Below are 21,684 nucleotides of genomic sequence, written 5' to 3' on the forward strand. Positions count from 1 at the left end.
GCTTCCGCTGGTCTGCTTCGGCAAGCCGATGGTGGCCTTGTCGTACCGCCTGGCCGCGGCGGCCGGAGTACCGGAGAGTGCTTGGAACGGCTGGGCGGTAGATCCGGTCTTCTCCACCAGGTAGGACCGGCCGGCTTGAGCAGGAAGCGTGAAGGTCGCGTTGGACTGCGCAGCCACCACGACCGCCCGGGTCTGACCGTCCACCACCGTCACGCTCTGCCCCGGCCAGGGACTCCGTACTGCGAGTTGCTGGTTCGCGCCGGACGCGATCGCCACGGTGGTCGGCGTACCGTTGGCGATCTGGACGTGCACCTTCGACTTGTGGCCGATGGCAACCGTTCCTTCGCCGGTCCAGTCGCTCGGCCAAGCTGGTGCGATCCTCAGCAGGCCGTCGTAGTCCGTCGCGAGGGATTCCGGCACAGTCGCGGCCAGTACGCCGGACTGCTCGATGTACGGCTCGAACGCCTGCTGCGCGGTGAAGCTCGCCATCCCGGACGGATAGACCTGGTACGACCGGATCGCCGCCAGCAGCGCGGTCTTCATCTCGCTCGCCATACCGAGCCGGGCGGCGTGCAGAGCGTCGTAGCTCCAATCGTTGCCGTTGACATAGCTGCGGTTGGTGTAGGTCCTGCGGCCCAAAGCGGTGAGCGGCCCGCCGTCGCCGACCAGGTTGAACGGCCAGACCGCTTCCAGGCCGATGTTCTCGCTGTTGTGACGCTGAGCTGTAGGCTGGGTCGACAGCCCGAGCATGGTGTTGCCGTTGGCATCCGATGCGGGACCGAGCAGTTGGGTCTGAGTGGCCGTATCAGTGCGTGGCAGCGACTGGATCTTCGGGATCGCCGCGTTGAGTTGGCTGACCAGCGCACTGTCGACGCCGAGGATCTGCGCCGCCTTCACCGCGACCGGGAAGAAGGCCTGCATCGCCGCGATGTCCGTGGCCGGGTTCGTGACGTCCCACTGGGTCTCGTGCGCGTTCGACCTGGTGTGGAGCTTGCCGTCGGCACCCGTCGTCGCGTGCGAGAGCAGGAACTGCGCCGCACCCCGGATCAGCGGATAGTGCGCCGACAGGAAGGCCTGGTTGTCCGTCATCCGGTAGTGCTCCCAGACCCACAGCCCGATCTCCGCGCCTGTGGTGACGGTGAGCGAGTTGTAGGTCGGCGTGATGGTCGAGTCGCAGGAGCCGTTGCTCGTTCCGCCCGCGTAGGTGCCGTTGCCGTTGAACCTCATGGTCTCGGGCACGCACAGCCCTTGCCGGCCTGGCATGTGCCCGTTGGTCCAGGAGGCGATCGCGTCGAGGTTGTCCTTGTAGAGCCGGAACATCGGATCGTTCAGCGCGGGCAGACCGGCGGACAGGTTGGCCGCGACCTGCATCCGGAGGTTCCAGAACCAGTAGCCGGACGGATACCAGTCCCGCTTGTCCTGCGAGAAGGTGAACAGGTCGGCGACCCCAGCCTGCGAACCGGGCAATGTGCCCCGACTCTGTGCCGCGCTGGCGTAAAGGAAGATCGTCCGCAAGTTCTCGACGTAGTCCCCGGTGCCGTCGGCAGAACTGATCTTGATCAGGCCCGCCGAGTTCCAGTAGTTGTGCCACCACTGCAGATGCGCATCCCGTACTTCGGGCGCCGGGCGGGTCGCCGCCCCGTTCAGCACCGAGTTGGTGGTGGCGATCGGGTCGCCGCCGGTCCAGGTCGGTGCCGCCACCACGATCCGGAACGAGCCGTCGGTGTTCGGCTGGAAGGCGACCTGGCCGGTGAGCGAGTTCGGCACGGAGGCGACGACGTTGCGGCCGCCCGCGGTGATCCCGGCGAGTGAGCCGAAGGTCCGGCCGGACGCGCCTGCTCCGCTGTTGTCCACCCAGGTCTCGGCGAGCGCCGCGATGGAGCCCGAGGCCCGGGCGGTCGGCGTACGGCCGGACCAGAGTTTGACCTGCGCGGTCTGGGTGCTGTTCGGATCGGCGCCGGTGACGTCGACGACGAGTTGCTGGGTATCCGCCCGGATGAAGGCGGTCATCGTCATCCCGCCGCCGCTTTGGCGGAGCATGCCGTCGTACAGATCGAGGCGGCCGCTGAAGTCAGCGGCGCTGGTCATCCTCGACAGGCCCGGGATCACGACGTGGCCGAGAGACTTGCGGTCGGGGAAGGTGTCGGTGCGGTTGAGTTGCGCGGTGAAGCCGCCCGCCGACCAGATCGCCGCACCCAGGGCGCCGTTGCCCAGCGGGAGCGATTCGGCCGGGGCCTGGTTCGGCCGGCCGAGGACGATGTCCGAGCGCCGGACCAGGTTCGGGGTGTCGACGACGAAGGAGCCGTTCTGCCAGGCCGTGGTCCCCGGCGCCGCGACTGCGGGTGGCCCGCCGGTCGCGATCAGCCCGGCCAAGACGGCCAGTACCAGCAGGATTTTGGGCAGGCGGGATCGCAGGAGGGTGTTCATCGGATCTCTCCTGAAGAGAGTGGGACCAGTGGCCTGGGGGCGGAGAGGACCACGGGTAGACATCGGATCTTTCTGCGCTCACGCTCCGCTGTCAAGGCCTCACTGGTTCCGGAACTTCAGGCAGGCGTGACGTCCTTGACCGGCGCGGCGAGTCGCGCGGCGGGCACGGCCAGAGCCACCGCCGCAACGGCGAAGGCGATCGCCGGGTGGGTGGAGACCGCGAGCTGACCCAGCGCGACCGCGCCGACCGCTCCGGCCAGCATCAGGATCAGCGAATCGACGGAGACAACGGTCGCCCGTTCGGCCGCGTCCACCCGGCTGTGCAACAACTGAGCCAGCGGCCCAGCTGCCACCCCGAGGCCGACGAACATCAGGGAGTAGGCGATTGCGGCCGCGAGGACTCCGGCGATCCCGTCCACCGCCGTCGCCGCGGCCATGCCGGCCAGCGCGAGCGAACTGACGGCGTAACCCGCCAGACAGACCGCTCGCACCGAACCGAGCCGCCGCAACAACGGCATGCTCAGCCCGCTCCCGAGAGCGTCCGCCGCGAAGCCGACGGCTGCCACCAGCCCGTACGCGAGCACTCCCCTGTCCGCCGCACCTGCCAACTCCGTCAGCCAGGCAGGCGTCAGCAACTCCATCACCGCCAGAGCCGTCCCCATCCCCGCGGCGACCATCAGGATCCGGATGAGCACCAGGCTCCGCCCTGCGAGCCGCACCCCGGACGCGACCACCGAAGGCACCCCGCGCACAACGCTCACCAAAGTCCTGGCCTCGTACTTCGGCTCGGGCATCGCCACCAATGTCATCACCAGGCGAACGACATCGGCCCCCGCGGCGATCAGCACCGGCAAGGCAAGACTCGCGACCGGTGCCGCAGCTCCCGAGAGGTCATGGTTTCTGCTCGTCGGGTCGCGGGAAACCGCCGACCACGATGGAGACTCGGCGGGCCGCTTCGTCGCCGGCGTCTCTCGCCTTCAGTTCGTCCAGATGGGCGTAGAAGCGGTCCCAGAGCTGCCCGAGGGATTCGGGAGTGAGCTTGACCAGCAGATCGCCGATCCCTGCCGCGTCGATCCACTCGGGCGTCAGGCTGTCCTGCAGTTGCTCGAAGGACTCGGCGTCGGAGAGCAGGATTCCCGCCTGCCGGCGGCGCATCCAGTCGGCCGCGGCACGGCCTTCGCCTGTCTCGCCGACCTCGGAGTTGTTCCAGGTCGTCGTCGCGTGCACGGCCGCCCAGCGCCGAGCCCGCGGATGCCCCTCGGCGGCGACCTCCTCGACGAACCCGTACTGCGCCAGCTTCCGCAGGTGGTAGCTCGTCGCTCCCGTGTCGGTGCCGAACCGTTTGGCCAACTCGGTGGCGGTCGCGGGGCCGTGCTCCCGTAGTACGGAGAGGATCCGCAGCCGCAGCGGATGGGTCAGCGCCTTGAGCTCTTCGCCATCGCGGATCTTGCGGTCGGATTCCTTCACACCCGCCACCGTAGGTCATGCAGAATAGTTTCTGCAAAGGAAATTCTGAATGCTAGGTTGCCGTCATGGCGTTGATCTTGCACCTGGCCGCCGTCGACGAGTGGGAAGCGGCACGGCAGGCCGGCAGCTACCGGATGTCCACCCGCGGCAAGAGCCTCGACGACGGGGCCACCTTCATCCATGCGTCCAGACCCGAACAGGTCGGCATGGTGGCGAACTTCGTCTATGCGGACGCGACCGAGCCGTTGTGTCTGCTGGTGATCGACACCGAGCGGCTGGTCTCCGCGGTCTGCGACGAGGACCTGGACGGCATCGGCATCTCCTTCCCGCACATCTACGGCCCGCTGAACCTCGACGCGGTCGTCGACGTCCGGCCGTACGATCGGGCCGCGGACGGGCGATGGCCTGAGGTGACCGCGCAGGCCCTAAACTGACGGTGAACGGGTCGGTTGGGCGATCGCGTTGTGCACCGGCGACGGTGCGCACCGAGGAAAGTCCGGACTCCACAGGGCAACGTGGTGGGTAACGCCCACCCGGGGCAACCCGCGGGACAGTGCCACAGAGAACAGACCGCCAGCGGCCTGGGTGAACCCCGTGGTTCATTCAGGTGCGGGTGAGGGTGAAACGGTGGTGTAAGAGACCACCAGCTCCGCAGGCGACTGCGGAGGCTAGGTAAACCCCACGTGGAGCAAGGCCAAGAAGGACGACGGGCAACCGCCGTCCGCGCGAGCGCTCGAGGGCTGCCCGCCCGAGCTCGCGGGTAGGCCGCTAGAGGTGCCCGGCAACGGCCACCGTAGATAGATGATCGCCCGCCACCCCGGTGGCGACAGGATCCGGCTTACAGACCGACCCGTTCACTTACGCCCCGCGGCGACTTGCGGAAACGCTGGGTCTCTCGTGCCATGCTGGGCCAGTGGGTGAACTGCGCTCGGCGGATCTTCAGCTGCCATCACCAGTCACGGAGCTTCACGACGACCGCCTGGCAGCCCGCCGTGTGCGTGTCCTCCTCAAACGGGACGACCTCATCCACCCCGAACTGCCCGGTAACAAGTGGCGCAAGCTGAAGTACAACGTCACCGCCGCGCGCGAACTGGGGCTCGGCACCCTCCTGACCTTCGGCGGCGCCTACTCCAACCACATCCGAGCAACCGCAGCAGCCGGCCACTACTGGGGCTTCAACACCATCGGAGTGATCCGCGGCGAAGAGCACTTGCCGCTGAATCCGTCGCTCGCCTACGCGGCCGGGCGCGGCATGCAACTGACCTACCTCGACCGGACCAGCTACCGGGCCAACGCCTCCGACGAAGTGACCGACAGCCTGCACCGCAAGTTCGGCGACTTCTACCTGCTCCCCGAGGGCGGCAGCAACACCCAGGCGCTTCCCGGCTGCGCCGAGCTCGTCGCCGAACTCACCGAGCCCTTCGACGTACTGTTCTGCGCCGTCGGCACCGGCGGAACCCTGGCCGGCATCGCCGCAGGCCTGAGTGCCAACCAGCAGGTGGTGGGCGTCCCCGTTCTGAAGGGAGGCGCATACCTCGAAAACGAGATCATCGAACTCCAGGAGCGTACTTACGGTTCGCGGGTCGGTGAATGGCGGCTCGACTGCGGGTACCACTTCGGGGGCTACGCCAAGCGGACACTCGAACTCGATGACTTCATCGATGACTTCGAGAGCCGGCACGGCCTCCTGCTGGACTGGGTGTACGTGGCGAAGATGATGTTCGCGCTCTTCGACCACGTGAGTCGGGGTGCCTTCCCCGATGGGACGACGATCGTCGCGCTGATCAGCGGGTCATCCGACATTCCCGAGCCATGAGCTCAATCATCAAGCCACTCGAGGCGCCACTCGCCGGTGTTGACCTCGAATTCCTTGTTGAACCCGAGCCAACGACCTGCCATCGAGCGGCCCTGAGGACTGACCACGAGCTGGATCGTGCCGTGGTAGACGGCGCCGCGGTAGTACCCGGCGGGTGAGGTGCGCTCTGTCCACGTGCCCGTCGCGATCGCGGCGCTCAGTGACAGGTCCAGCGTGAGTCGCGATTCGCGTTCACTGGCGTCGTTGTTGCCGAAGATCCGGCCGCCGGCCTGGCGCAGCCGGACGGTGTGTTCGCCGTGCAGTTCCTCATCTCGTCCGGACGAGTAGTAGCTGTACCTCGAGAGCCATAGCCCGGCGAGGTTTCCACCGACGGCCTGGGCGGAGTCGGCTCCCCTGAAATCGGCCAGGTCCGTAACGAGGTCGGACACAGAGCACTGATACAGCTCGGCCAGCCGGGCGAGCACGTCAAGGGATGGCGCGTAGCCGGTTGTGGCGGGCCACTGTTCCCAGTACGAGAAGTTTTTGAAGGTCTTCAGGTCGGCGGGCCAGAGTCGGTTCCAGTGTTCGGCCGCCTCGCGCTGACTCCAGCCGTGAGCCAGGCGGAAGGCGACGCGGGGGTTGAGGCCGTACCGGTCGGCGAATACGTCGGCTATCTCGACCCAGGTGGACCCGAAGGCGCGCAGGTCCGCAGACCACTGCCGTCGCTCTCGGCGCAGGCTGGTCGCTGAACGAGTCCCTGACTCTGCGTTCACGACGACCATGGTGGCACAAAGCTCCCCGTGCGACGGGGAGGATCGATGCGAATGGTCACCGGCCGCCTCGGTGGTTCGCCACGGTGTGTGACGGCAGTGTTGGTTCTGGTCAGGGCGTCGGGTGAGCATCGGTCTCGTGCCCGGCACGTTCTCCTGCCCCGGCTCCCTGACCACTCCACACAGCAGGCGTCCCTCGCGTACCGGGCGGGGTGCCGCCTCTTCCGCCGCGAGGGATGGAGCAACGGGGAAGATGGAAAGCGAGGATGCCGAGGCGCTCTGCATGCACCGCGGAATGTGCGGGAAGGTAGCCGGCCAGCACGACGTGCACGTCCGGTACGCCTACGGGGTGATCCTGGAGACCTGGTGGGATGACCCTGTGGAAGGTCCGCTTCGATTGCGGAAGCACCAGGTGGCTCTGGAAAACAGCCGACGCCAACCTCAAACCCAGACTCAGTCTTTGAATGAAAGCAGTCGATCTCACCTTATGCACGATGTCGTCCACGAACCCCGCGCAGTTCGCGCCGGTGCCGGGTGAACTCCTCCTTCTCGAGTTCCGGACAAGACACGGGCAGCGTCGGCGCGCAGTACGTTCTCGACATTTGTCAGGACGGTTCTTGGAGGCGGTGGGTCAAGAGCCAGGCCAGGGCGGGGAGGGCGGCCAGGAGGGCTAGGAGGGTTTGTAGGGAGGTGGCCTTGGCTAGGGCGGCTAAGGCGGGGGCTGCGGCGCCGCCGGCGCTTACTGCTAGGCCTAGGGTTACGCCGCTGGCGGTGCCTACTCGGGTGGGGAGGTAGTCCTGGCCGAGGGTGATGTGTAGAGAGAACGGGACGTAGAGAGCTATCGCGGTCACGGCGACTGCTGCGAAGAGGGTTGGGCCGGGCGTGAAGGCGATGCCGGCTAGGGCGAGGGCGGCTACGGCGTACGACCAGCGCATGGTGCGGAGGCGGCCGTAGCGGGTGGCCAGGCGGCCACCTAGCAGGGTGCCGACTACGCCGCCGCCGACAAGTACGAAGAGGGTGGTGGCGCTGGCTCCAGGGGTGAGATCCAGGCGTTGGCTGACGAACAGGGTGAGGAACGTGCTCAGGCCGACGTAGGCGATCGATCGCAGGATGATGATCGATGTGAGGGTGGCGAAGGATGGCCAATCGTCAACCCCCGAACGGCTTCCGGTCCTCAAGACGGCGGTGGGGCGTAGCAGCGGCAAGGTGAGCAAGGTGCCGAGCAAAGCTGGGATGAGGAGCAGCGGCGAGGCCCGCAAACCGGTCTGCGAGAGAAGCGGGCCGGCGGCAGGAGCGACGGCGAAGCCGAGGTTGCCGCCGAGAGAGAACCAGCTCATCCCGATGTGGCTTCCGCCGGTCACCGAACGCGCAGTACGCGCGGCCTGCGGGTGATAGGCCGCGACACCGATGCCGGTCAGCCCGATCGCCGCCAGCGTCAACGGGTAGGACGACGACAAGCCGAGAGCGGCCACACCCAGGCCCGTGGTGATCATGCTTGCCGGGAGCAACCACGGCAGCGACCACCGATCCGTCAGCAGACCGAATCCCGGCTGCACGACCGACGACAAGACCGTTGCCGCGAGCACGAATCCCGACACCGCCAGATAGTCGTAACCGCGCTCGGCGACCAGGAACGGCACGAGCACCGGAACGATGCCCTGATACAGATCCACACTGCCGTGGCCGGTCGCCAGCAGTGCGGTCGGGAGACGCCTCTTCACACCTCCCAGCCTCAGCCGGCGGACCCCTGACCGGCTTCCGATAATCTGACAGATGATGTCGATTCCCCGCCACACCCCGATCGCCCCGACAGCCCTGAGACGACTGGACGCGGGCGCGGGCATCGACGCGCACCGGCACGACGACCACCAGATCGCGTACGCCGCCCGCGGGGTCCTCGCCGTGACCACGGACCAGGGCCACTGGGTGGCTCCGGCGACCAGGGCGATCTGGATCCCGGCCGGCACGATCCACCAGCACCGCGCCTACGGCCCGACCGATCTGCACCTGGTCGGCCTGCCCGCGTCGGAGAACCCGATCGGCCTCGAGCAGCCCGCTGTACTGGCGGTCGGTCCGCTTCTGCGCGAGCTGATCATCGCCTACACGGCAGACCCGGAGGACCACACAGAAGCCCGCGGACGGATCCGCGCAGTACTGCTGGATCAACTGGAACACTCACCCCAGCAGCCGATCCGGCTCCCGGTCCCCCGCGACCCACGCCTCACCGCGGTCTGCGACCTCCTGTACTCCGACCCCGCCGACGGCCGCTCCCTGGCCCAACTCGGCAAGCAGGTGGGCGCCGCCGAGCGAAGCCTGTCCCGACTCTTCCGCGACGAGTTCGCGATGACCTTCCCGCAGTGGCGCACCCAACTCCGCCTCCACCACGCCCTGATCCTGCTGGCCGAAGGCGAACCGGTCACCGCGGTCGCCTACCGGTGCGGCTGGTCCAGTCCGAGCGCCTTCATCGACGTCTTCCGCCGCACCTTCGGCCAGACCCCCGGCCGCCGCTTCTACAACTCCAGTTCGTAGGACTGCCCGATCAGGCCGTTGCCGAAGAGGTTGTTGGGCTCCTCGCCGGTGAGCTTGAACCCGCGAGCCAGATAGATGTGCCGCGCGGCAACCAACGGGTCGTTCGTCCACAGCACCATCCGCTTGTAGCCGGCCTCGCGGGCGAAGTCGAGACAGGTGTCGACCAGGCGGCCGCCCAGGCCCTGGCCTCGGACGGACGGGTGCAGGAGAAGCAGCCGCAGCTTGGCCGTCGCCTCGTCCGGACCGCGGACGCAGAAGACGCTGCCGACGCGTTCGCCGTCCCGTTCGGCGATCCAGGCCGCCTCGTACCGCGGGTCGTACGCGGCGGCGAAGTCGGCCACGATCCGCGTCACCAGTCCCTCGTAGTCCATCCCCCAGCCGTACTCCGCGGCGTACAGCTCACCGTGGGCCTGGACCACCCAGCCGAGGTCGCCCGGCTGTCCGAGTCTTCTGATTTCCATCGCCACCACCCGATCTACTGACACGACTGTTTCAGTACGTGATACTAGCCGGGTGGCCACGACGAAACCAGCCCCTTCAGCCCGGGAAACCGAACTGCTGGAGGCCGCCTACGCGTATTCGCTGACCCACGGGCTGGCGGACCTGTCCCTGCGCCCGCTCGCGGCGGCGATCGGCTCGAGCCCGCGGGTGCTGCTGTTCCTGTTCGGGAGCAAGGACGGGCTGATCCGGGCGTTGCTGGCCCGCGCGCGCAGCGACGAACTCGACCTGCTGCAGAAGATCACCAGCCAGTACGACGTACCGCCCGGGCTGGAGGTGGTCGCCACGGAGCTGTGGACGTGGCTGGCCGCGGAGGAGCGCCGTCCGCTGATGAAGCTCTGGGTAGAGGCGTACGGGCGGTCATTGGTCGCGCCCGACGGACCGTGGACGGACTTCGCCCGCTCGACCGTGGACGACTGGCTGGACCTGCTGAAGTCGGTGCAGGCCGAGCCCGAGGGCGCAGACGCGCAGGCGCGGCGTACCGGAGTACTGGCGATCTTGCGCGGTGGGCTGCTGGACCTGTTGGCGACCGGGGACACCGATCGCACAACAGCAGCCATCCAGCAGTATCTAGCCGACTAGTTCGAAGGCGATCGTGCGCTTGGCGATGTCGGCCTCGACGAGCTTGACCCGGACCGGCTGGCCGAGCGGCAGCGGCGCATTGCCCTTCACCCGGCCCTCGATCGCCAGCGTCGACAGCGCGACGATGCCTCGGGCCGGCTCCCGCTCGTCGACGTCGGTGATCACCCCGTCGTACTCCGAACCGACCTGGTCGTGCACCAACCCGGCCTCGACCATGCTGACGATCGACCGCTCGTAGGCGTGCGCCTTGCGATCGCACTCCTCCATGATCTTGGGGATCTCGTCCATCGACTCGCGGACCCACTGCGGCACCTCGGCGTCCGCGCACAGGGCGAGGCAGATCTCCCCGGTCCAGCGATCCACCAGCCGTCGCAGCGGCGCGGTGACGTGCGCGTACTCCGACTTCATCGCCGCGTGCTCGGGCCGCTCGGGCACACCGCCCGAGAACGCGGTGTAGCCGGCGCCGCGGAAGAGCACCGTGCAGGCCGCGAGCATCGCCGCGTGGGCCGGTACCTTCGGATCCAGCCCGTGGATGAACGCGGCGTACGACGTACCGACGGGCCAGGCGATGCCGAGCGCCTTCGCCGTGTTCTCCAGCTTGCGGCGCAGGTCGTCGTGCGACTCGGGCAGGGTCCGGAGGATGCCGATCTCGCCGTACATCATCAGGTGCGCGGCGGCCATCCCGGTGAGCAGGGAGATCTGCGCGTTCCAGCCCTCGACCGGGAGCGGGGCGCGGAACTCCAGCGTCCAGTCGCCGTTCGAGGCGATGATCTCCTGGTCCGGGATGGGCAGGTTCACCCCGCCACGTTCCAGTTCGCGCTGCTCGCGGAGCTTGCCGACCTCGCGCAGCAGTTGCAGCGACTCCGAGGCCGTGCCCGCGTCGAGGTCCTTCTGTACGGCCGCGTAGTTCAGCTTGGCGCGCGACTTCACCAGCGCGCGCTTGCAGGACACGTCGGTGCCTTCACCGGAGGCGTCGACCGCGATCGTCCACAGGAGCGCCGGGCGAACCTGGTCAGCGAGCAGCGAGGCCGCGCCTTCCGACAGCTCCGGCGGGTGCAGCGGGGTGCGCTTGTCCGGCGCGTACAGGGTCTCGCCACGCTTGCGCGCCTCGACGTCGATCGGGTCGCCGGGCTGCACGAAGGCAGCCACGTCCGCGATCGCGTAGTACACGGTGTAGCCGTCGCCGGCGCGCTCGATGTAGAGCGCCTGGTCGAGATCCATCGAGTCCGGCGGGTCGATCGTGACGAACTCGAGGTCGGTCCGGTCGAGCTCCGGCAGCCGGGGATTCGCCGCGGCGGCCAGAGCAGCCTCGACCACCTCGGCCGGGAACTCCGCCGGTACCTCGAGCTCCCGTCTGATCGCCTGCAGCGACGTCCGGAAGACCTCGGGAACCTCTTCGACGAAATGCACCCTCTGCAACGGCACGCGACCACTCCGTCCACTCCAGCACCAGCGTCGTTGCAGGTGCTGCTTTGGGTCAGACTAGCGAGGGTTGCACGTTGAAGGACTTCAAGGATGCCAGGCCGTCGGCGTACCAGTGGATCTCGGTGATGCTGGCCGGGCGCAACTCCATCCGGAACAGCGAGTTCATCGGGGCCTGCAGGACCGAGCGGACCATCAGCTTGATCGGTGTCACGTGGGTGACGACGAGGACCGTCCGGCCCGGGTACGCCGCGAGCAGGCCGTCCCGCGCGGAGCGGGCCCGGCGGGCGCACGCGTCGAACGACTCGCCACCGGGCGGCGCGACCGAGGTCGACTCCATCCAGGCGTTCAGCGCGTCCGGCCACTTCTGCTGCACCTCGGCGAACGTATGCCCGTCCCAGTCACCGAACGAGCACTCGACCCAGCCCTTCTCGACCTTCACGTCGAGACCGAGCGACTCCGCCACGACCTGGGCGGTCTGGCGGGTCCGCAGCATCGGCGACGCCACCACCGCGTCGATCCCGCCGATGGTCGACAGGTACCGCGCCGCCGCCTGCGCCTGGGCCTCGCCGGTCGGGCTCAGCCCCGGGTCGTCCCCGCCAGAGCCGGAGAACCGCTTGTCCACCGTGTGCGGCGTCTCGCCGTGCCGGAGGAAGATCAGCTGGGTCGGCGGCTCGGCCTGAGCACCCCACCCCTGCAGCGCCTTCTGCTGGTCCGAAGGCTCAGCCGGTACTGCGGCCGCCGGCGCCTCGGTAGGGCGCAGCGGAACCGGCTTCCCGTCCAGCGCCATGTTCGCCAGCGCGTCGGCCGCCGCGTTCTGCGCCCGCGGCACCCAGGTCCACTCGGTCCCGAACGGCGCCAGCGACTGCGCCTTGATCGCCAGCGGCTTCATGTCCGGGTGCTTGATCTTCCAGCGCCCGGCCATCTGCTCGATCACCAGCTTGGAGTCCATCCGGACCTCGATCGAGGCGTCCGGGGTGAACTCGCGGGCCAGCTCCAGCCCGGCGATCAGTCCGCTGTACTCCGCCACGTTGTTGGTCGCGACGCCGATCGTGACCCCGGCCTGGGCGATCACCTGACCGGTCGACGGATCCCGGACCAGCGCGCCGTACGCGGCCGGCCCGGGGTTGCCCCGCGAACCACCGTCGGCCTCGACGATGACGTGGGCGGGGCCGTCGCTCATACGCTGCTCTCCGCCGTGCGGACCAGGATCCGCCCGCACTCCTCGCAGCGCAGTACGGTGTCGGGGGCGGCGGCCTTGAACTTGGTCAGGTCCGACGGCGCGAGCTCCATCCGGCAGCCCATGCAGCGCTTCCCGACCAGCGGCGCGGCGCCGATACCGCCGTTGCGCTCACGCAGCCGCTGGTACGTCGTGGTCAGGTCCTCGGGGATCTCCGCGGCGACGGTGGCGCGCTGGTCGCCGATGCTCGCGCGCTGCTCGTCGAGCTCCTTCAGCGCCGCGTCCCGGGTCGCCTCCAGCTCGGCCTGCCGGCCGGCGAACGCGTCCGCGCGGATCTGCAGGTCGGCCTGCACCGCCTCGGCCGCCTCCAGCTTCTCCATCACCTCGAGCTCGGCGTCCTCCAGGTCGGAGATCCGGCGGTCCAGCGAGCCGATCTCGTGCTGCAGGTTCTCCAGGTCGCGCGGCGAGGTGACCTGGCCGGACTCCATCCGCTGCTGGTTGCGCGCCTTGCGCTGACGGACCTGCTCGACATCGCTGTCGGCCTTCTTCTGCTCGCGCCGCAGGTCGCCGACCTCGGTGTCGGCGGTGACGAGCTCGCGGTCGACGACCGACTTCTCCTTCGCCAGCTCGGCGAGCGCCGCGTGCTCGGGCAGCGACTTGCGCTTGTGGGCGACTTGATCCAGCTGCAGGTCGAGATCCTGCAGGTCCAGCAACCGGCGTTGGACGGCGGGCTCGGCGTTCAGAGTCGGCTCCTAGTGGTGAGTCTTGTCTATGGATTTAGTGATGGCGGTGTTCGGGTGGGTGCATCGCAAGGCGGAGAAGGAGCCTCGATGCCTTTCCATCGTGGCTTCTTCTCCAACGCCGCGAGGTGCCCTCCCGGGCGCCGCCAGCGCTGAAGCCATAGACGAGACTCACCACTCAGTAGCGCGTTCAGTTGTCAGCTCTGGGTGGTCTACCGGGCACCGTCAGAGCCGTGAGGTCCAGGCGTCGGTGCAGAGCGTCGAGATGTGAGTGTCCACGGTACTGCCCTGCTCTGCCAAGCCCGCGATCAGGAGTCGTTCGGCGTCTTTCAGCCAGGGCCATTCGCTGGCCCAGTGAGCGACGTCGACCAGCGCCGGGCCGTCGTCGTACGCGCGGGCCTCGGTCGCCGGGTGGTGGCGCAGGTCGGCGGTGACGTAGGCGTCGACCCCCGCGGCGCGGACCCGGTCGAACTCGGAGTCCCCTGTCCCGCCGACGACCGCGACCCGCTCGATCAGCCGCCCCGGATCACCCGACACCCGTACTCCGTGCTCCGTCCGCGGCAGGGACTTCTCGACCAGCGCGGCGAAGTCACTGAGCGCGAGTGGCTGCTCGAGGACGCCGATCCGGCCGCCGCCGAGGTCGCTCGGAAGGGCGGCCAGCTCGTACAGGTCGAAGGCCGGCTCCTCGTAGGAGTGGGTCGATCGGATGGCACTGATCACCGCCCGGCGGCGGTGCCGCGGCAGGATCATCTCGACGCGACTCTCCGCCACGCGCTCGACCTCGCCGACCCGGCCGATCGCGGGCCGCGCTCCGGCGAGCGGCCGGAAGGTCCCCTCACCGGCGGAGATCCAGGCCGCCCGCTCGTACTCACCGCCGTACTGTCCCGCGCCGGCCTCGGCCAGGGCGTCGATCATCGCGTCGGTCTCGCCGGCCGGCACGTACACGACGACCTTGTCCATCGGCGCCGTCGGCATCGCCTTCAGCGGCGAGGTGTTCTTGAGTCCGAGCGCTGCCGCGAGCGCGTCGCTCACGCCGGGGTTCGCGTTGTCGGCGTTGGTGTGGCAGACGTGCAACGCCGTACCGCTGCGGATCAGGTCGTGGATCACCCGGCCCTTGGGCGTCGTCGCGGCGACACTGTTCACGCCGCGCAGCAACAACGGGTGGTGCGTGACGAGCAGATCGACGTCGCCCGCGATCGCCTCGTCCACGACCGCACGCATCGGATCCACCGCGAACAACACCTTGCGGACCGGCGCCGCCAGGTCTCCGGTCACCAGACCGACAGCGTCCCAACTCTCCGCCCACGCGGGGTCGTACAACCGATCCAGAACGGCGATCACATCACCTAGCGTCGGGTTCACGGCCCCATCCTGCCGCACCGATGCCTGGCTCGGGTCAGCCGGTGGAACGCGCGAAACGCGCCGCAGAGACGTGGCGGCGCGTTTCGCAGTACGGGGGTTAGATCAGCCAGGCGGTGGTGTCGGAGGGCAGTTTGGCGCCTTCCAGCGGGCCGCTGGACAGGACGACCGCACCGTCGGGGAGCTCAATCGGAGCCGCCCCGAAGTTGGTGACGGACTGCCAGCCGCCGGGACGGGTGAAGTGGAGGGTCCAGTCGACGCCATCCACCCACTCGAGCGACTGGCCGGTCTGCAGGCCGCGGCGGACCGCCAACGCCTTGCGGTACAGGCTCAGCGTCGAGGTGGGATCACCGTCCTGCGCCTCGACCGAGTACGCGCCGAACCACGTCGGCTGCAGCAGGTGCGAGCCGCCGGTGCCGAAGCCGAAGGAGAGCCCGCCGATCGTCCACGGCAGCGGCACCCGGCAGCCGTCGCGGCCCTTCTCGGCGCCCTTCGACCGGAAGTAGGCCGGGTCCTGCAGGTTCACCGCCGGCAACTCGCCGACCTCCTGCAGCCCCAACTCCTCGCCTTGGTACAGGTACGCCGAACCCGGCAGCGCCAGCATCAGCAGTACTGCGGCCCGCGCCCGCCGCAGGCCCTGGGCGACATCGACGGTCGGCTCGGTCCCGTTGCTCAGCAGCCAGGCCTTCCCGTCCTGCCACGCGCCGGCCGGGTCCTTCGGCAGCCCGTACCGGGTCGCGTGCCGGACCACGTCGTGGTTCGAGAACACCCAGGTCGACGACGAGCCGTTCTCCGCCGCGAGCGCGAGGTTGTCCTCGATCACCGTGCGGAACCGGCCGAAGTCCCAGTCGGCCTGCAGCAGGTCGAAGTTGAACGCCTGGCCGAGCCCGTCGGCACTCGCGTACCGCGCGCGGCGCGCGGCCGGTACGAACGCTTCCGCCACGGCCGACCGGGGCGGGTCGTACTCGTTCAGGACCTTGCGCCACTCGGTGTAGATGTCGTGCACGCCCTCGCGGTCCCACAGCGGGTGCGCGCCGTTCGACTCCGACTGCCGGGGCAGCGTGGTCTTCGACGGCAGCGGCTCGCTCAGGTCCTTGATCAGCGCGTGCGCGACGTCCACCCGGAAGCCGTCGACGCCGCGGTCCGCCCAGAACCGCAGCGTGGTCAGGAAGTCGGCGCGAACCTCGGGGTTGTCCCAGTTCAGGTCGGGCTGCTCGGCGGCGAACAGGTGCAGGTACCACTGGCCGTCCGGGGTCTGCGCCCAGGCCGGTCCGCCGAAGACCGAGTCCCAGTCCGATGGCGGCTCCGAGCCGTCCGGGCCGATGCCGTCGCGGAAGATGTACCGCTCGCGGGCCGGTGAGCCCTTCGGCGCGGCGAGCGCCTCGCGGAACCACTCGTGCCGATCGGAGGTGTGGTTCGGGACGATGTCGACGATCAGTTTGATCCCGGCGCCGTGCAGCGAGGCGACCAGTTCGTCGAAGTCGGTCAGCGTGCCGAGCCGCGGGTCCACGTCGCGGTAGTCGTCCACGTCGTACCCGCCGTCGGCGAGCGCGGACGGGTAGAACGGGCTCAGCCAGACCGCGTCGATGCCGAGCGACGTCAGGTACGGGACGCGGCTGATGATGCCCTGCAGGTCGCCCACGCCGTCACCGTCGGAGTCGGCGAAGCTGCGCGGGTAGATCTGGTAGACGACGGCCTGCCGCCACCAGTCGGGGTCGATCGGGTCGCCTGCTCGGGTCACCAGGGTCTCGGTGCTGGTCAAGAGAGCCTCACCCTCGGAGTTGATTTATATAGAGTCTAAATTTAGATTCTGCAGTATTGTGCGCGGGGAATCGCGAGGAGGTCAAGGGCAAAAATGGCGACCACGTCGGCGGCGACGCCGCCACTGCTGCGCCGGGTGAACGCGGGCAAGCTGCTGGGCGTGCTGTCCACGGCGGGCGTGATGACCGGAACCGGCCTGATCGAGGCCACCGGCCTGACCCGGGCGACCGTCCACGCGGTCTGCAACGACCTGATCGCGATGGGCTGGGTGCTCGAGCACGACCCCGGCCACGACGCTCCCGGCACGCCGGTGGGCCGGCCCTCGCGCCGGTTCGAGTTCAACAGCCAGGCGGGCTACGTGCTCGGCATCGACGTCGGCGCGGCCAAGACCACCGTGCTGCTGTCCGACCTGCGCGGCGAGACCGTCGCCAAGTCCGGCCGCTCGTTCCAGTCGGTGAAGACGCCCGCCGAGCAGACCGAGGTGGTGAACCAGGCCGTGCTCGAGGCACTCGCCTCGGCCGGCGTCACCGACGCCGAGGTGCTCTCGGCCGGTGTCGGGGTCGCGGCGCCGGTCGACCGGGAGGGCAACATCCTGGTCGACGACGAGTTCTGGCGGCGCTTCGACGCCGGGCTGACGTCGAAGCTGTCCGAACTGCACGGCTGGCCGGTGCTGCTCGAGAACGACGCGAACCTCGCCGCTCTGGGCGAGCGCTGGCGAGGTGAGGCCCAGGAGGTCGACGACCTGGTTGTGCTGCTGGCAGGTGAGCGCTTCGGTTCCGGTCTGATGGACTCCGGCCGGTTGCTGCACGGCAGCCGCGGCGGTGCCGGCGAGATGGTCTACCTGAAACTCGTCGACGGTGTCGGCGACACGGCCGGTATCGCCCGCACCGCTCGCGAACAAGGCGCCAAGGCGGTCGCCGACCCATCGGTGCGGACCAGCCTGCGCTCCCTGGCGGCGGCGGCACCGGTGACCGCCGAGATGGTCTTCGCCGCGGCCGCCGACGGCGATAAGGTTGCCCTAGGCATCCTTCAGCACGTCGCCGCCCGCACCGCCCGGGTGGTCGCCACCCTCGGCATCCTCTTCAACCCCGAACTCGTGGTCATCGGCGGTGCCGTCGCGGCCGCCGCCAAGTCCCTGCTCCCCGCCATCGACGACCAACTGGCGACCTTCACCAGCACCCCGCCCCGCCTGGCGGTCTCCTCCCTCGGCGACACCATCGTCTCCATCGGCGCCGTCCGCCACGCCCTCAACTACGTGGAACAGCACGCCCTCGACTTGCAACTGGCCACCCGCAGCGGCTGAGCAGGTCAGGCGAGGATCCAGCGGGGTGGGGCCTGGGGTGGGGTCCATTCGGGACGGATGAGGCTGTGCATGGCGGAGTCCCGCCAACCTTCGCGGATCAGGACGGTGCGGCGGAGGATGCCTTCCTGCGTCATGCCGATCTTCTTCAGCACCGCCGCCGACGCGCCGTTGCGGGGATCGCAGGTCGCCTCGACGCGTTCCAGTTCCAGTACCTCGAAGCCGATCCGGCAGAGCAGCCGGGCGATCTCGCTCGCGAGGCCGAGGCCCCAGAACTCGTGGTGGACCGAGTAGCTGATCTCGCCGCGGCGCCAGTGGGCGTTGCGGATGTTCAGTTCGCCGATGCCGATCACGCCGGTGGCCGGGTGGACCGCCACCCAGGGGAAACGCAACTGCGGCTCGCTCCCCCAAGCGGCGATCGCGGCGGCGACGAACGCCTCGGTCTCCTGCTCGGTGTTCGGTCCCCATGGTTGATACCGGCAAGCAATCGGCTGCGAGGCCCACTCGTGGATCCGCGGCCAATCGCCCAGTTCCATTGGCCGGAGCGAGAGCTGACTGAGGTCCAGAGAGTCCACCTACAGCAGGCTAGACCCGCGTACACCGGATTTACGGGACCCTGGTCAGTAGCTGCGCGACCGCCTCCAGCACGACCAGGTTCCGCCCGTACGTGACGGCGGTCGGGACCGCCGCGGGCACGATCGCCCGGTCCTCCGGGATGCCGGTGCAGAGCACGAAGACGTCACCTTCGTGACTTTCCAGGAGCTTGCTCAGCGCCGCGCGCATCCACGGAGTACGGACGGCGTCCTGTACTGCGACGACCAGCGGCCGGCCGATCGCGGCAGCTTGTGCGTCCGAGAGCGCGGCCTCGTCCTCGCCCCGCAGTACGACGCCTGCCGAGCCCGGCGCGATGCGGGCGAAGACCTCGGGCAGACCGCTGAAGTACGGGTTCCAGGCCGGGTGCAACCCCTGCGTCAGATCCACCACGTACGGCGAGCTGCCGAGTCCGGGGAACTCCTGGCGGGTGACCGTGCGGGCGGCGACCTCCCGGGTCGGGGCACCGTCCAGGCCGGGAAGCCGGGTCCGGGTTGCGAGCGAGGCCGCGAGCGACCTGACCCGGCCGGCGGCATCCGCGAGCCGGGCCGCGTCGAGGGTTCCGTTGCCGACGGCCTCGACCAGCCGGGCGGTCAGCGCGCGCGGATCCGCCTCGCCGATCGCGATCATGGCCAGGTCCGCACCGGCCCGGATCGAGGCGATGGTGGCGTCCTCGATCGACCGGGTCGCGGTGATCGCCTGCATCTCCAGCGCGTCGGTGGTGATCACGCCGGTGAAGCCGAGCTCCTCGCGGAGCAGGCCGTGCAGGATCCGCCGGGACAGCGTGGCCGGCTGGTCGTCGTAGGCGGAGAAGATGATGTGCGCGCTCATGATCAGGTCGGCGCCGGCGTCGATCGTCGCCTTGAACGGCGCGAGTTCGACCGCGCTCACCTGCTCGATCGAGCGATCCACCCGCGGCAGCGCCAGGTGCGAGTCGACCGCGACGTCGCCGTGGCCCGGGAAGTGCTTCGGGCAGGCCGCGAGGCCGGCGTCGTGGACGCCCTGGACGAAGGCGACGCCGTGGCGCGACACCACCTCGGCGGTGGTGCCGAAGGAACGGGTGGAGATGACCGGGTTCGCCGGGTTGCTGTTCACGTCGACCGACGGCGCCAGCATCACGTCGATGCCGAGCGAGGCCAGCGTCGCGGCGGCGTCCCGGGCGGCCGACCGGGTCAGGTCGGCGTCGTCGAGTTCGCCGAGCGAGCGGGGCGAGGCGAGCGGCCAGGGGTTGGCCGGGGCGAGGTGGCTGAACTCGCCGCCCTCGTGGTCGATCGCGATCAGCAGGTCGGGCCGTTCGGCCCGCAGCGCGGCGGTCAGCGCGGCGACCTGTTCGGCGTCGGCGACGTTACGGGTGAACAGGATGACGGCACCAAGACCGGCGGCGACGGAGCGCCGCAGTTCGTCGGGGGCGGTGGTTCCGGTGAAGCCGACGATCAGCGCGCCGGCAGCATCACGATCCAGTTGATCACTCATTCGCACACCCTCTCCCGACCGGCCGGTCCGGCGCCAGTGAGCCCGTGGCGGCTGGAAGAAAGTGCCGGGCCGTCGGCAGTGACGGACAAGGTTTACCGAAGCAGCGGCTGCCGGTCACCTGGGGTTCGCCACCGGGCAGCAGGGTGGCTGAGAACCCACCCCGACGATGTCACGGAGCCCCGCCATGCCCGTCACTCCTCTCACCAGCTCTCCCGTCGCCCGGCGTACGTTGCTGGCTGCCTCGGCCGCGACCGCGGCCGGCCTCAGCGCTCTACAGCCTGCTACCGGCGCCCCAATCCCGGTGGAGTCGAGCAAGTCGATCCAGCCTCTCGGTGACCCGTTCACGCTCGGCATCGCCTCCGGCGACCCGGACTACAAGAGCGTCGTGCTCTGGACCCGACTGGCCCGGGACCCGCTCGCCGCTGACGGCATGGGTGGCATGCCGAGCCGCCGCTACCCCGTGCAGTGGCAGATCGCGCTCGACCCGCAGATGCGCCGGGTAGTCCGCGCCGGCGTGGTCTCGGCCGGCCCGGAGTCCGCCCATGCCGTCCATGTCGAGGCCACTGGCTTGCTGCCGGGCCGGGAGTACTTCTACCGCTTCCGGTGCGAGCGGCACCTGTCCGAGATCGGCCGCACGGTGACCACCCCGCTGCCCGGTACGTACGGCGGTCCGCTGTCCATGTCGTTCGTGTCGTGCTCCAACTACGCCGGCGGCTACTTCACGGCGTACCGGCGGATGGCCGAGGAGCACCCGTCGCTGGTGCTGCACCTGGGCGACTACATCTACGAGGGAGCCGGCGGTACTGCGCCCCGGACGCACTCGCCGGCGAAGGAGATCTGGACGCTGGCGGACTACCGGGTGCGGCACGCGCAGTACCGGACCGACGTGGATCTCCAGGCAGCGCACCAGATCGCCCCGTGGGTCGTGGTGTGGGACGACCACGAACTGGAGAACAACTACGCCGACGAGATCCCCTCTCCGGCTGGTCAGGCCGGCTTCCTCGAGCGGCGCGCGGCGGCGTACCGGGCGTACTACGAGATGATGCCGTTGCGGCGCAGCAGCATCCCCAGTGGGATCGACATGCAGATCTACCGGCGGATCCAGTGGGGCCGGCTGGCCGCCTTCCACATGCTCGACACCCGGCAGTACCGCAGCGACCAGGCCTGCAACGACACCGCGTCGGACTGCCCGGCCGCGCTGGACCCCGCCCGCTCCATCACCGGGCCTGAGCAGGAGAAGTGGCTGCTCGACGGGCTCGGCGGGTCGTCAGCGACCTGGGACGTGATCGGTCAGCAGGTGTACTTCGCGGCCCGCGACTTCACCACCGGCCCGGCGGTCAGCTACAGCATGGACGCTTGGGACGGGTACGCCGCGTCGCGGCAGCGCATCCTCGACGGCATCCAGGAGCGCGGGGTGGCGAATCCGGTCGTGCTCACGGGCGACGTGCACCGGCACTACGCGAACGACCTCAAGACCGACTTCCGCAATCCCGACTCGGCCACCGTCGGCGTGGAACTCGTCACCAGTTCGATCACCTCGGGCGGCGACGGTCAGGACGTGCCGTCGAACACCCAGCAGTTGATGACCGAGAACCCGCACCTCAAGCTGGTCAACAACCAGCGCGGCTACGTCAGCACCCGGATCGAGCGCGACAGCCTGCGCGCCGACTTCAAAGTGCTGCCCTATGTCAGCACGCCCGGCGCACCGGTCAGCACTCGCGCCTCCTTCGTCGTCGAAGCCGGCACGCCGGGGCTCAACGCGGTCTGATCCAGCCCTGTCCAGCGCCGCC

General features: G+C 69.2%; 19 protein-coding genes and 1 other RNA gene. 7 read left to right on the top strand and 13 right to left on the bottom strand.

Annotated features, from left to right (window positions below):
- The 3 genes from ABD255_RS20880 to ABD255_RS20890 all read right to left on the bottom strand — a co-directional run.
- Positions 1-2,427: glycosyl hydrolase family 95 catalytic domain-containing protein (locus tag ABD255_RS20880; RefSeq protein ID WP_344216424.1), on the bottom strand; the 2,427-nt coding region annotated here is incomplete at its 3' end.
- Positions 2,428-2,543: 116 nt separating this feature from the next.
- Positions 2,544-3,281, bottom strand: coding sequence for a hypothetical protein (locus ABD255_RS20885; RefSeq protein ID WP_344216426.1), 738 nt, complete (start codon positions 3,279-3,281; stop codon positions 2,544-2,546).
- A gap of 37 nt (positions 3,282-3,318) precedes the next feature.
- Complete coding sequence (locus tag ABD255_RS20890) at positions 3,319-3,894, bottom strand: helix-turn-helix domain-containing protein (RefSeq protein ID WP_344216428.1); 576 nt, start codon at positions 3,892-3,894, stop codon at positions 3,319-3,321.
- Positions 3,895-3,959: 65 nt separating this feature from the next.
- Between ABD255_RS20890 and ABD255_RS20895 the strand changes: the two genes are divergently transcribed.
- From ABD255_RS20895 to ABD255_RS20905, 3 genes are all read left to right on the top strand, one after another.
- Positions 3,960-4,328, top strand: a complete 369-nt coding sequence (locus tag ABD255_RS20895) for a DUF952 domain-containing protein (protein ID WP_344216430.1) — start codon at positions 3,960-3,962, stop codon at positions 4,326-4,328.
- A 7-nt stretch (positions 4,329-4,335) separates the two neighbouring features.
- An RNA gene (rnpB, locus tag ABD255_RS20900) (RNase P RNA component class A) lies at positions 4,336-4,751 on the top strand.
- Between the two features lie 56 nt (positions 4,752-4,807).
- Positions 4,808-5,710: a 1-aminocyclopropane-1-carboxylate deaminase/D-cysteine desulfhydrase gene (locus tag ABD255_RS20905; RefSeq protein ID WP_344216432.1), complete on the top strand. Its 903-nt coding sequence runs from the start codon at positions 4,808-4,810 to the stop codon at positions 5,708-5,710.
- A 2-nt stretch (positions 5,711-5,712) separates the two neighbouring features.
- On the opposite strand, the gene ABD255_RS20910 is transcribed toward ABD255_RS20905, so the two are convergent.
- Complete coding sequence (locus ABD255_RS20910; RefSeq protein ID WP_344216434.1) at positions 5,713-6,462, bottom strand: helix-turn-helix transcriptional regulator; 750 nt, start codon at positions 6,460-6,462, stop codon at positions 5,713-5,715.
- A 602-nt stretch (positions 6,463-7,064) separates the two neighbouring features.
- A complete protein-coding gene (locus ABD255_RS20915) occupies positions 7,065-8,180 on the bottom strand; it encodes an MFS transporter (RefSeq protein ID WP_344216436.1) in 1,116 nt (371 codons plus the stop codon).
- 55 nt (positions 8,181-8,235) lie between these two features.
- Between ABD255_RS20915 and ABD255_RS20920 the strand changes: the two genes are divergently transcribed.
- On the top strand, positions 8,236-8,988 hold the full coding sequence (locus tag ABD255_RS20920; RefSeq protein ID WP_344216438.1) for an AraC family transcriptional regulator: 753 nt from the start codon (positions 8,236-8,238) through the stop codon (positions 8,986-8,988).
- On the opposite strand, the gene ABD255_RS20925 is transcribed toward ABD255_RS20920, so the two are convergent.
- Complete coding sequence (locus ABD255_RS20925; protein WP_344216440.1) at positions 8,970-9,449, bottom strand: GNAT family N-acetyltransferase; 480 nt, start codon at positions 9,447-9,449, stop codon at positions 8,970-8,972. The genes ABD255_RS20920 and ABD255_RS20925 overlap by 19 nt on opposite strands.
- A gap of 52 nt (positions 9,450-9,501) precedes the next feature.
- Here ABD255_RS20925 and ABD255_RS20930 point away from each other — a divergent pair, with 52 nt between their 5' ends.
- Entirely contained in the window at positions 9,502-10,068 is a 567-nt protein-coding gene (locus ABD255_RS20930; RefSeq protein ID WP_344216442.1) for a TetR/AcrR family transcriptional regulator, read from the top strand.
- Here ABD255_RS20930 and ABD255_RS20935 read toward each other — a convergent pair.
- From ABD255_RS20935 to ABD255_RS20955, 5 genes are all read right to left on the bottom strand, one after another.
- Entirely contained in the window at positions 10,057-11,493 is a 1,437-nt protein-coding gene (locus tag ABD255_RS20935) for an RNB domain-containing ribonuclease (RefSeq protein WP_344216444.1), read from the bottom strand. The genes ABD255_RS20930 and ABD255_RS20935 overlap by 12 nt on opposite strands.
- A gap of 52 nt (positions 11,494-11,545) precedes the next feature.
- Complete coding sequence (locus tag ABD255_RS20940) at positions 11,546-12,673, bottom strand: bifunctional RNase H/acid phosphatase (RefSeq protein ID WP_344216446.1); 1,128 nt, start codon at positions 12,671-12,673, stop codon at positions 11,546-11,548.
- Complete coding sequence (locus tag ABD255_RS20945; RefSeq protein WP_344216448.1) at positions 12,670-13,383, bottom strand: zinc ribbon domain-containing protein; 714 nt, start codon at positions 13,381-13,383, stop codon at positions 12,670-12,672. Before ABD255_RS20945 ends, ABD255_RS20940 begins: the two co-directional genes overlap by 4 nt.
- Positions 13,384-13,635: 252 nt before the next feature.
- Positions 13,636-14,772 carry a Nif3-like dinuclear metal center hexameric protein gene (locus ABD255_RS20950; RefSeq protein WP_344216450.1) on the bottom strand — a complete coding sequence of 379 codons (1,137 nt, stop codon included), beginning with the start codon at positions 14,770-14,772 and terminating at the stop codon, positions 13,636-13,638.
- A gap of 97 nt (positions 14,773-14,869) precedes the next feature.
- On the bottom strand, positions 14,870-16,531 hold the full coding sequence (locus ABD255_RS20955; protein WP_344216452.1) for a glycoside hydrolase family 13 protein: 1,662 nt from the start codon (positions 16,529-16,531) through the stop codon (positions 14,870-14,872).
- 93 nt (positions 16,532-16,624) lie between these two features.
- Here ABD255_RS20955 and ABD255_RS20960 point away from each other — a divergent pair, with 93 nt between their 5' ends.
- Entirely contained in the window at positions 16,625-17,833 is a 1,209-nt protein-coding gene (locus ABD255_RS20960; protein ID WP_344216454.1) for an ROK family protein, read from the top strand.
- 5 nt (positions 17,834-17,838) lie between these two features.
- On the opposite strand, the gene ABD255_RS20965 is transcribed toward ABD255_RS20960, so the two are convergent.
- Both ABD255_RS20965 and nagZ read right to left on the bottom strand, forming a co-directional pair.
- Entirely contained in the window at positions 17,839-18,405 is a 567-nt protein-coding gene (locus ABD255_RS20965) for a GNAT family N-acetyltransferase (RefSeq protein ID WP_344216456.1), read from the bottom strand.
- Between the two features lie 31 nt (positions 18,406-18,436).
- Positions 18,437-19,894 carry a beta-N-acetylhexosaminidase gene (gene nagZ / locus ABD255_RS20970; RefSeq protein ID WP_344216458.1) on the bottom strand — a complete coding sequence of 486 codons (1,458 nt, stop codon included), beginning with the start codon at positions 19,892-19,894 and terminating at the stop codon, positions 18,437-18,439.
- Positions 19,895-20,078: 184 nt separating this feature from the next.
- Here nagZ and ABD255_RS20975 point away from each other — a divergent pair, with 184 nt between their 5' ends.
- Positions 20,079-21,662 carry an alkaline phosphatase D family protein gene (locus ABD255_RS20975; RefSeq protein ID WP_344216460.1) on the top strand — a complete coding sequence of 528 codons (1,584 nt, stop codon included), beginning with the start codon at positions 20,079-20,081 and terminating at the stop codon, positions 21,660-21,662.
- Positions 21,663-21,684 lie beyond the last annotated feature (22 nt).

The organism is Kribbella sancticallisti, from assembly GCF_039530625.1.
Lineage (GTDB): Bacteria > Actinomycetota > Actinomycetes > Propionibacteriales > Kribbellaceae > Kribbella > Kribbella sancticallisti.

Excerpts from the sequence above, each read along its gene's own strand:
- ABD255_RS20940 (WP_344216446.1), bottom strand. The coding sequence starts at position 12,673 with ATGAGCGACGGCCCCGCCCACGTCATCGTCGAGGCCGACGGTGGTTCG.
- ABD255_RS20895 (WP_344216430.1), top strand. The coding sequence starts at position 3,960 with ATGGCGTTGATCTTGCACCTGGCCGCCGTCGACGAGTGGGAAGCGGCA.
- ABD255_RS20925 (WP_344216440.1), bottom strand. The coding sequence starts at position 9,449 with ATGGAAATCAGAAGACTCGGACAGCCGGGCGACCTCGGCTGGGTGGTC.
- ABD255_RS20960 (WP_344216454.1), top strand. The coding sequence starts at position 16,625 with ATGGCGACCACGTCGGCGGCGACGCCGCCACTGCTGCGCCGGGTGAAC.
- ABD255_RS20975 (WP_344216460.1), top strand. The coding sequence starts at position 20,079 with ATGCCCGTCACTCCTCTCACCAGCTCTCCCGTCGCCCGGCGTACGTTG.
- nagZ (WP_344216458.1), bottom strand. The coding sequence starts at position 19,894 with ATGAGTGATCAACTGGATCGTGATGCTGCCGGCGCGCTGATCGTCGGC.
- ABD255_RS20920 (WP_344216438.1), top strand. The coding sequence starts at position 8,236 with ATGTCGATTCCCCGCCACACCCCGATCGCCCCGACAGCCCTGAGACGA.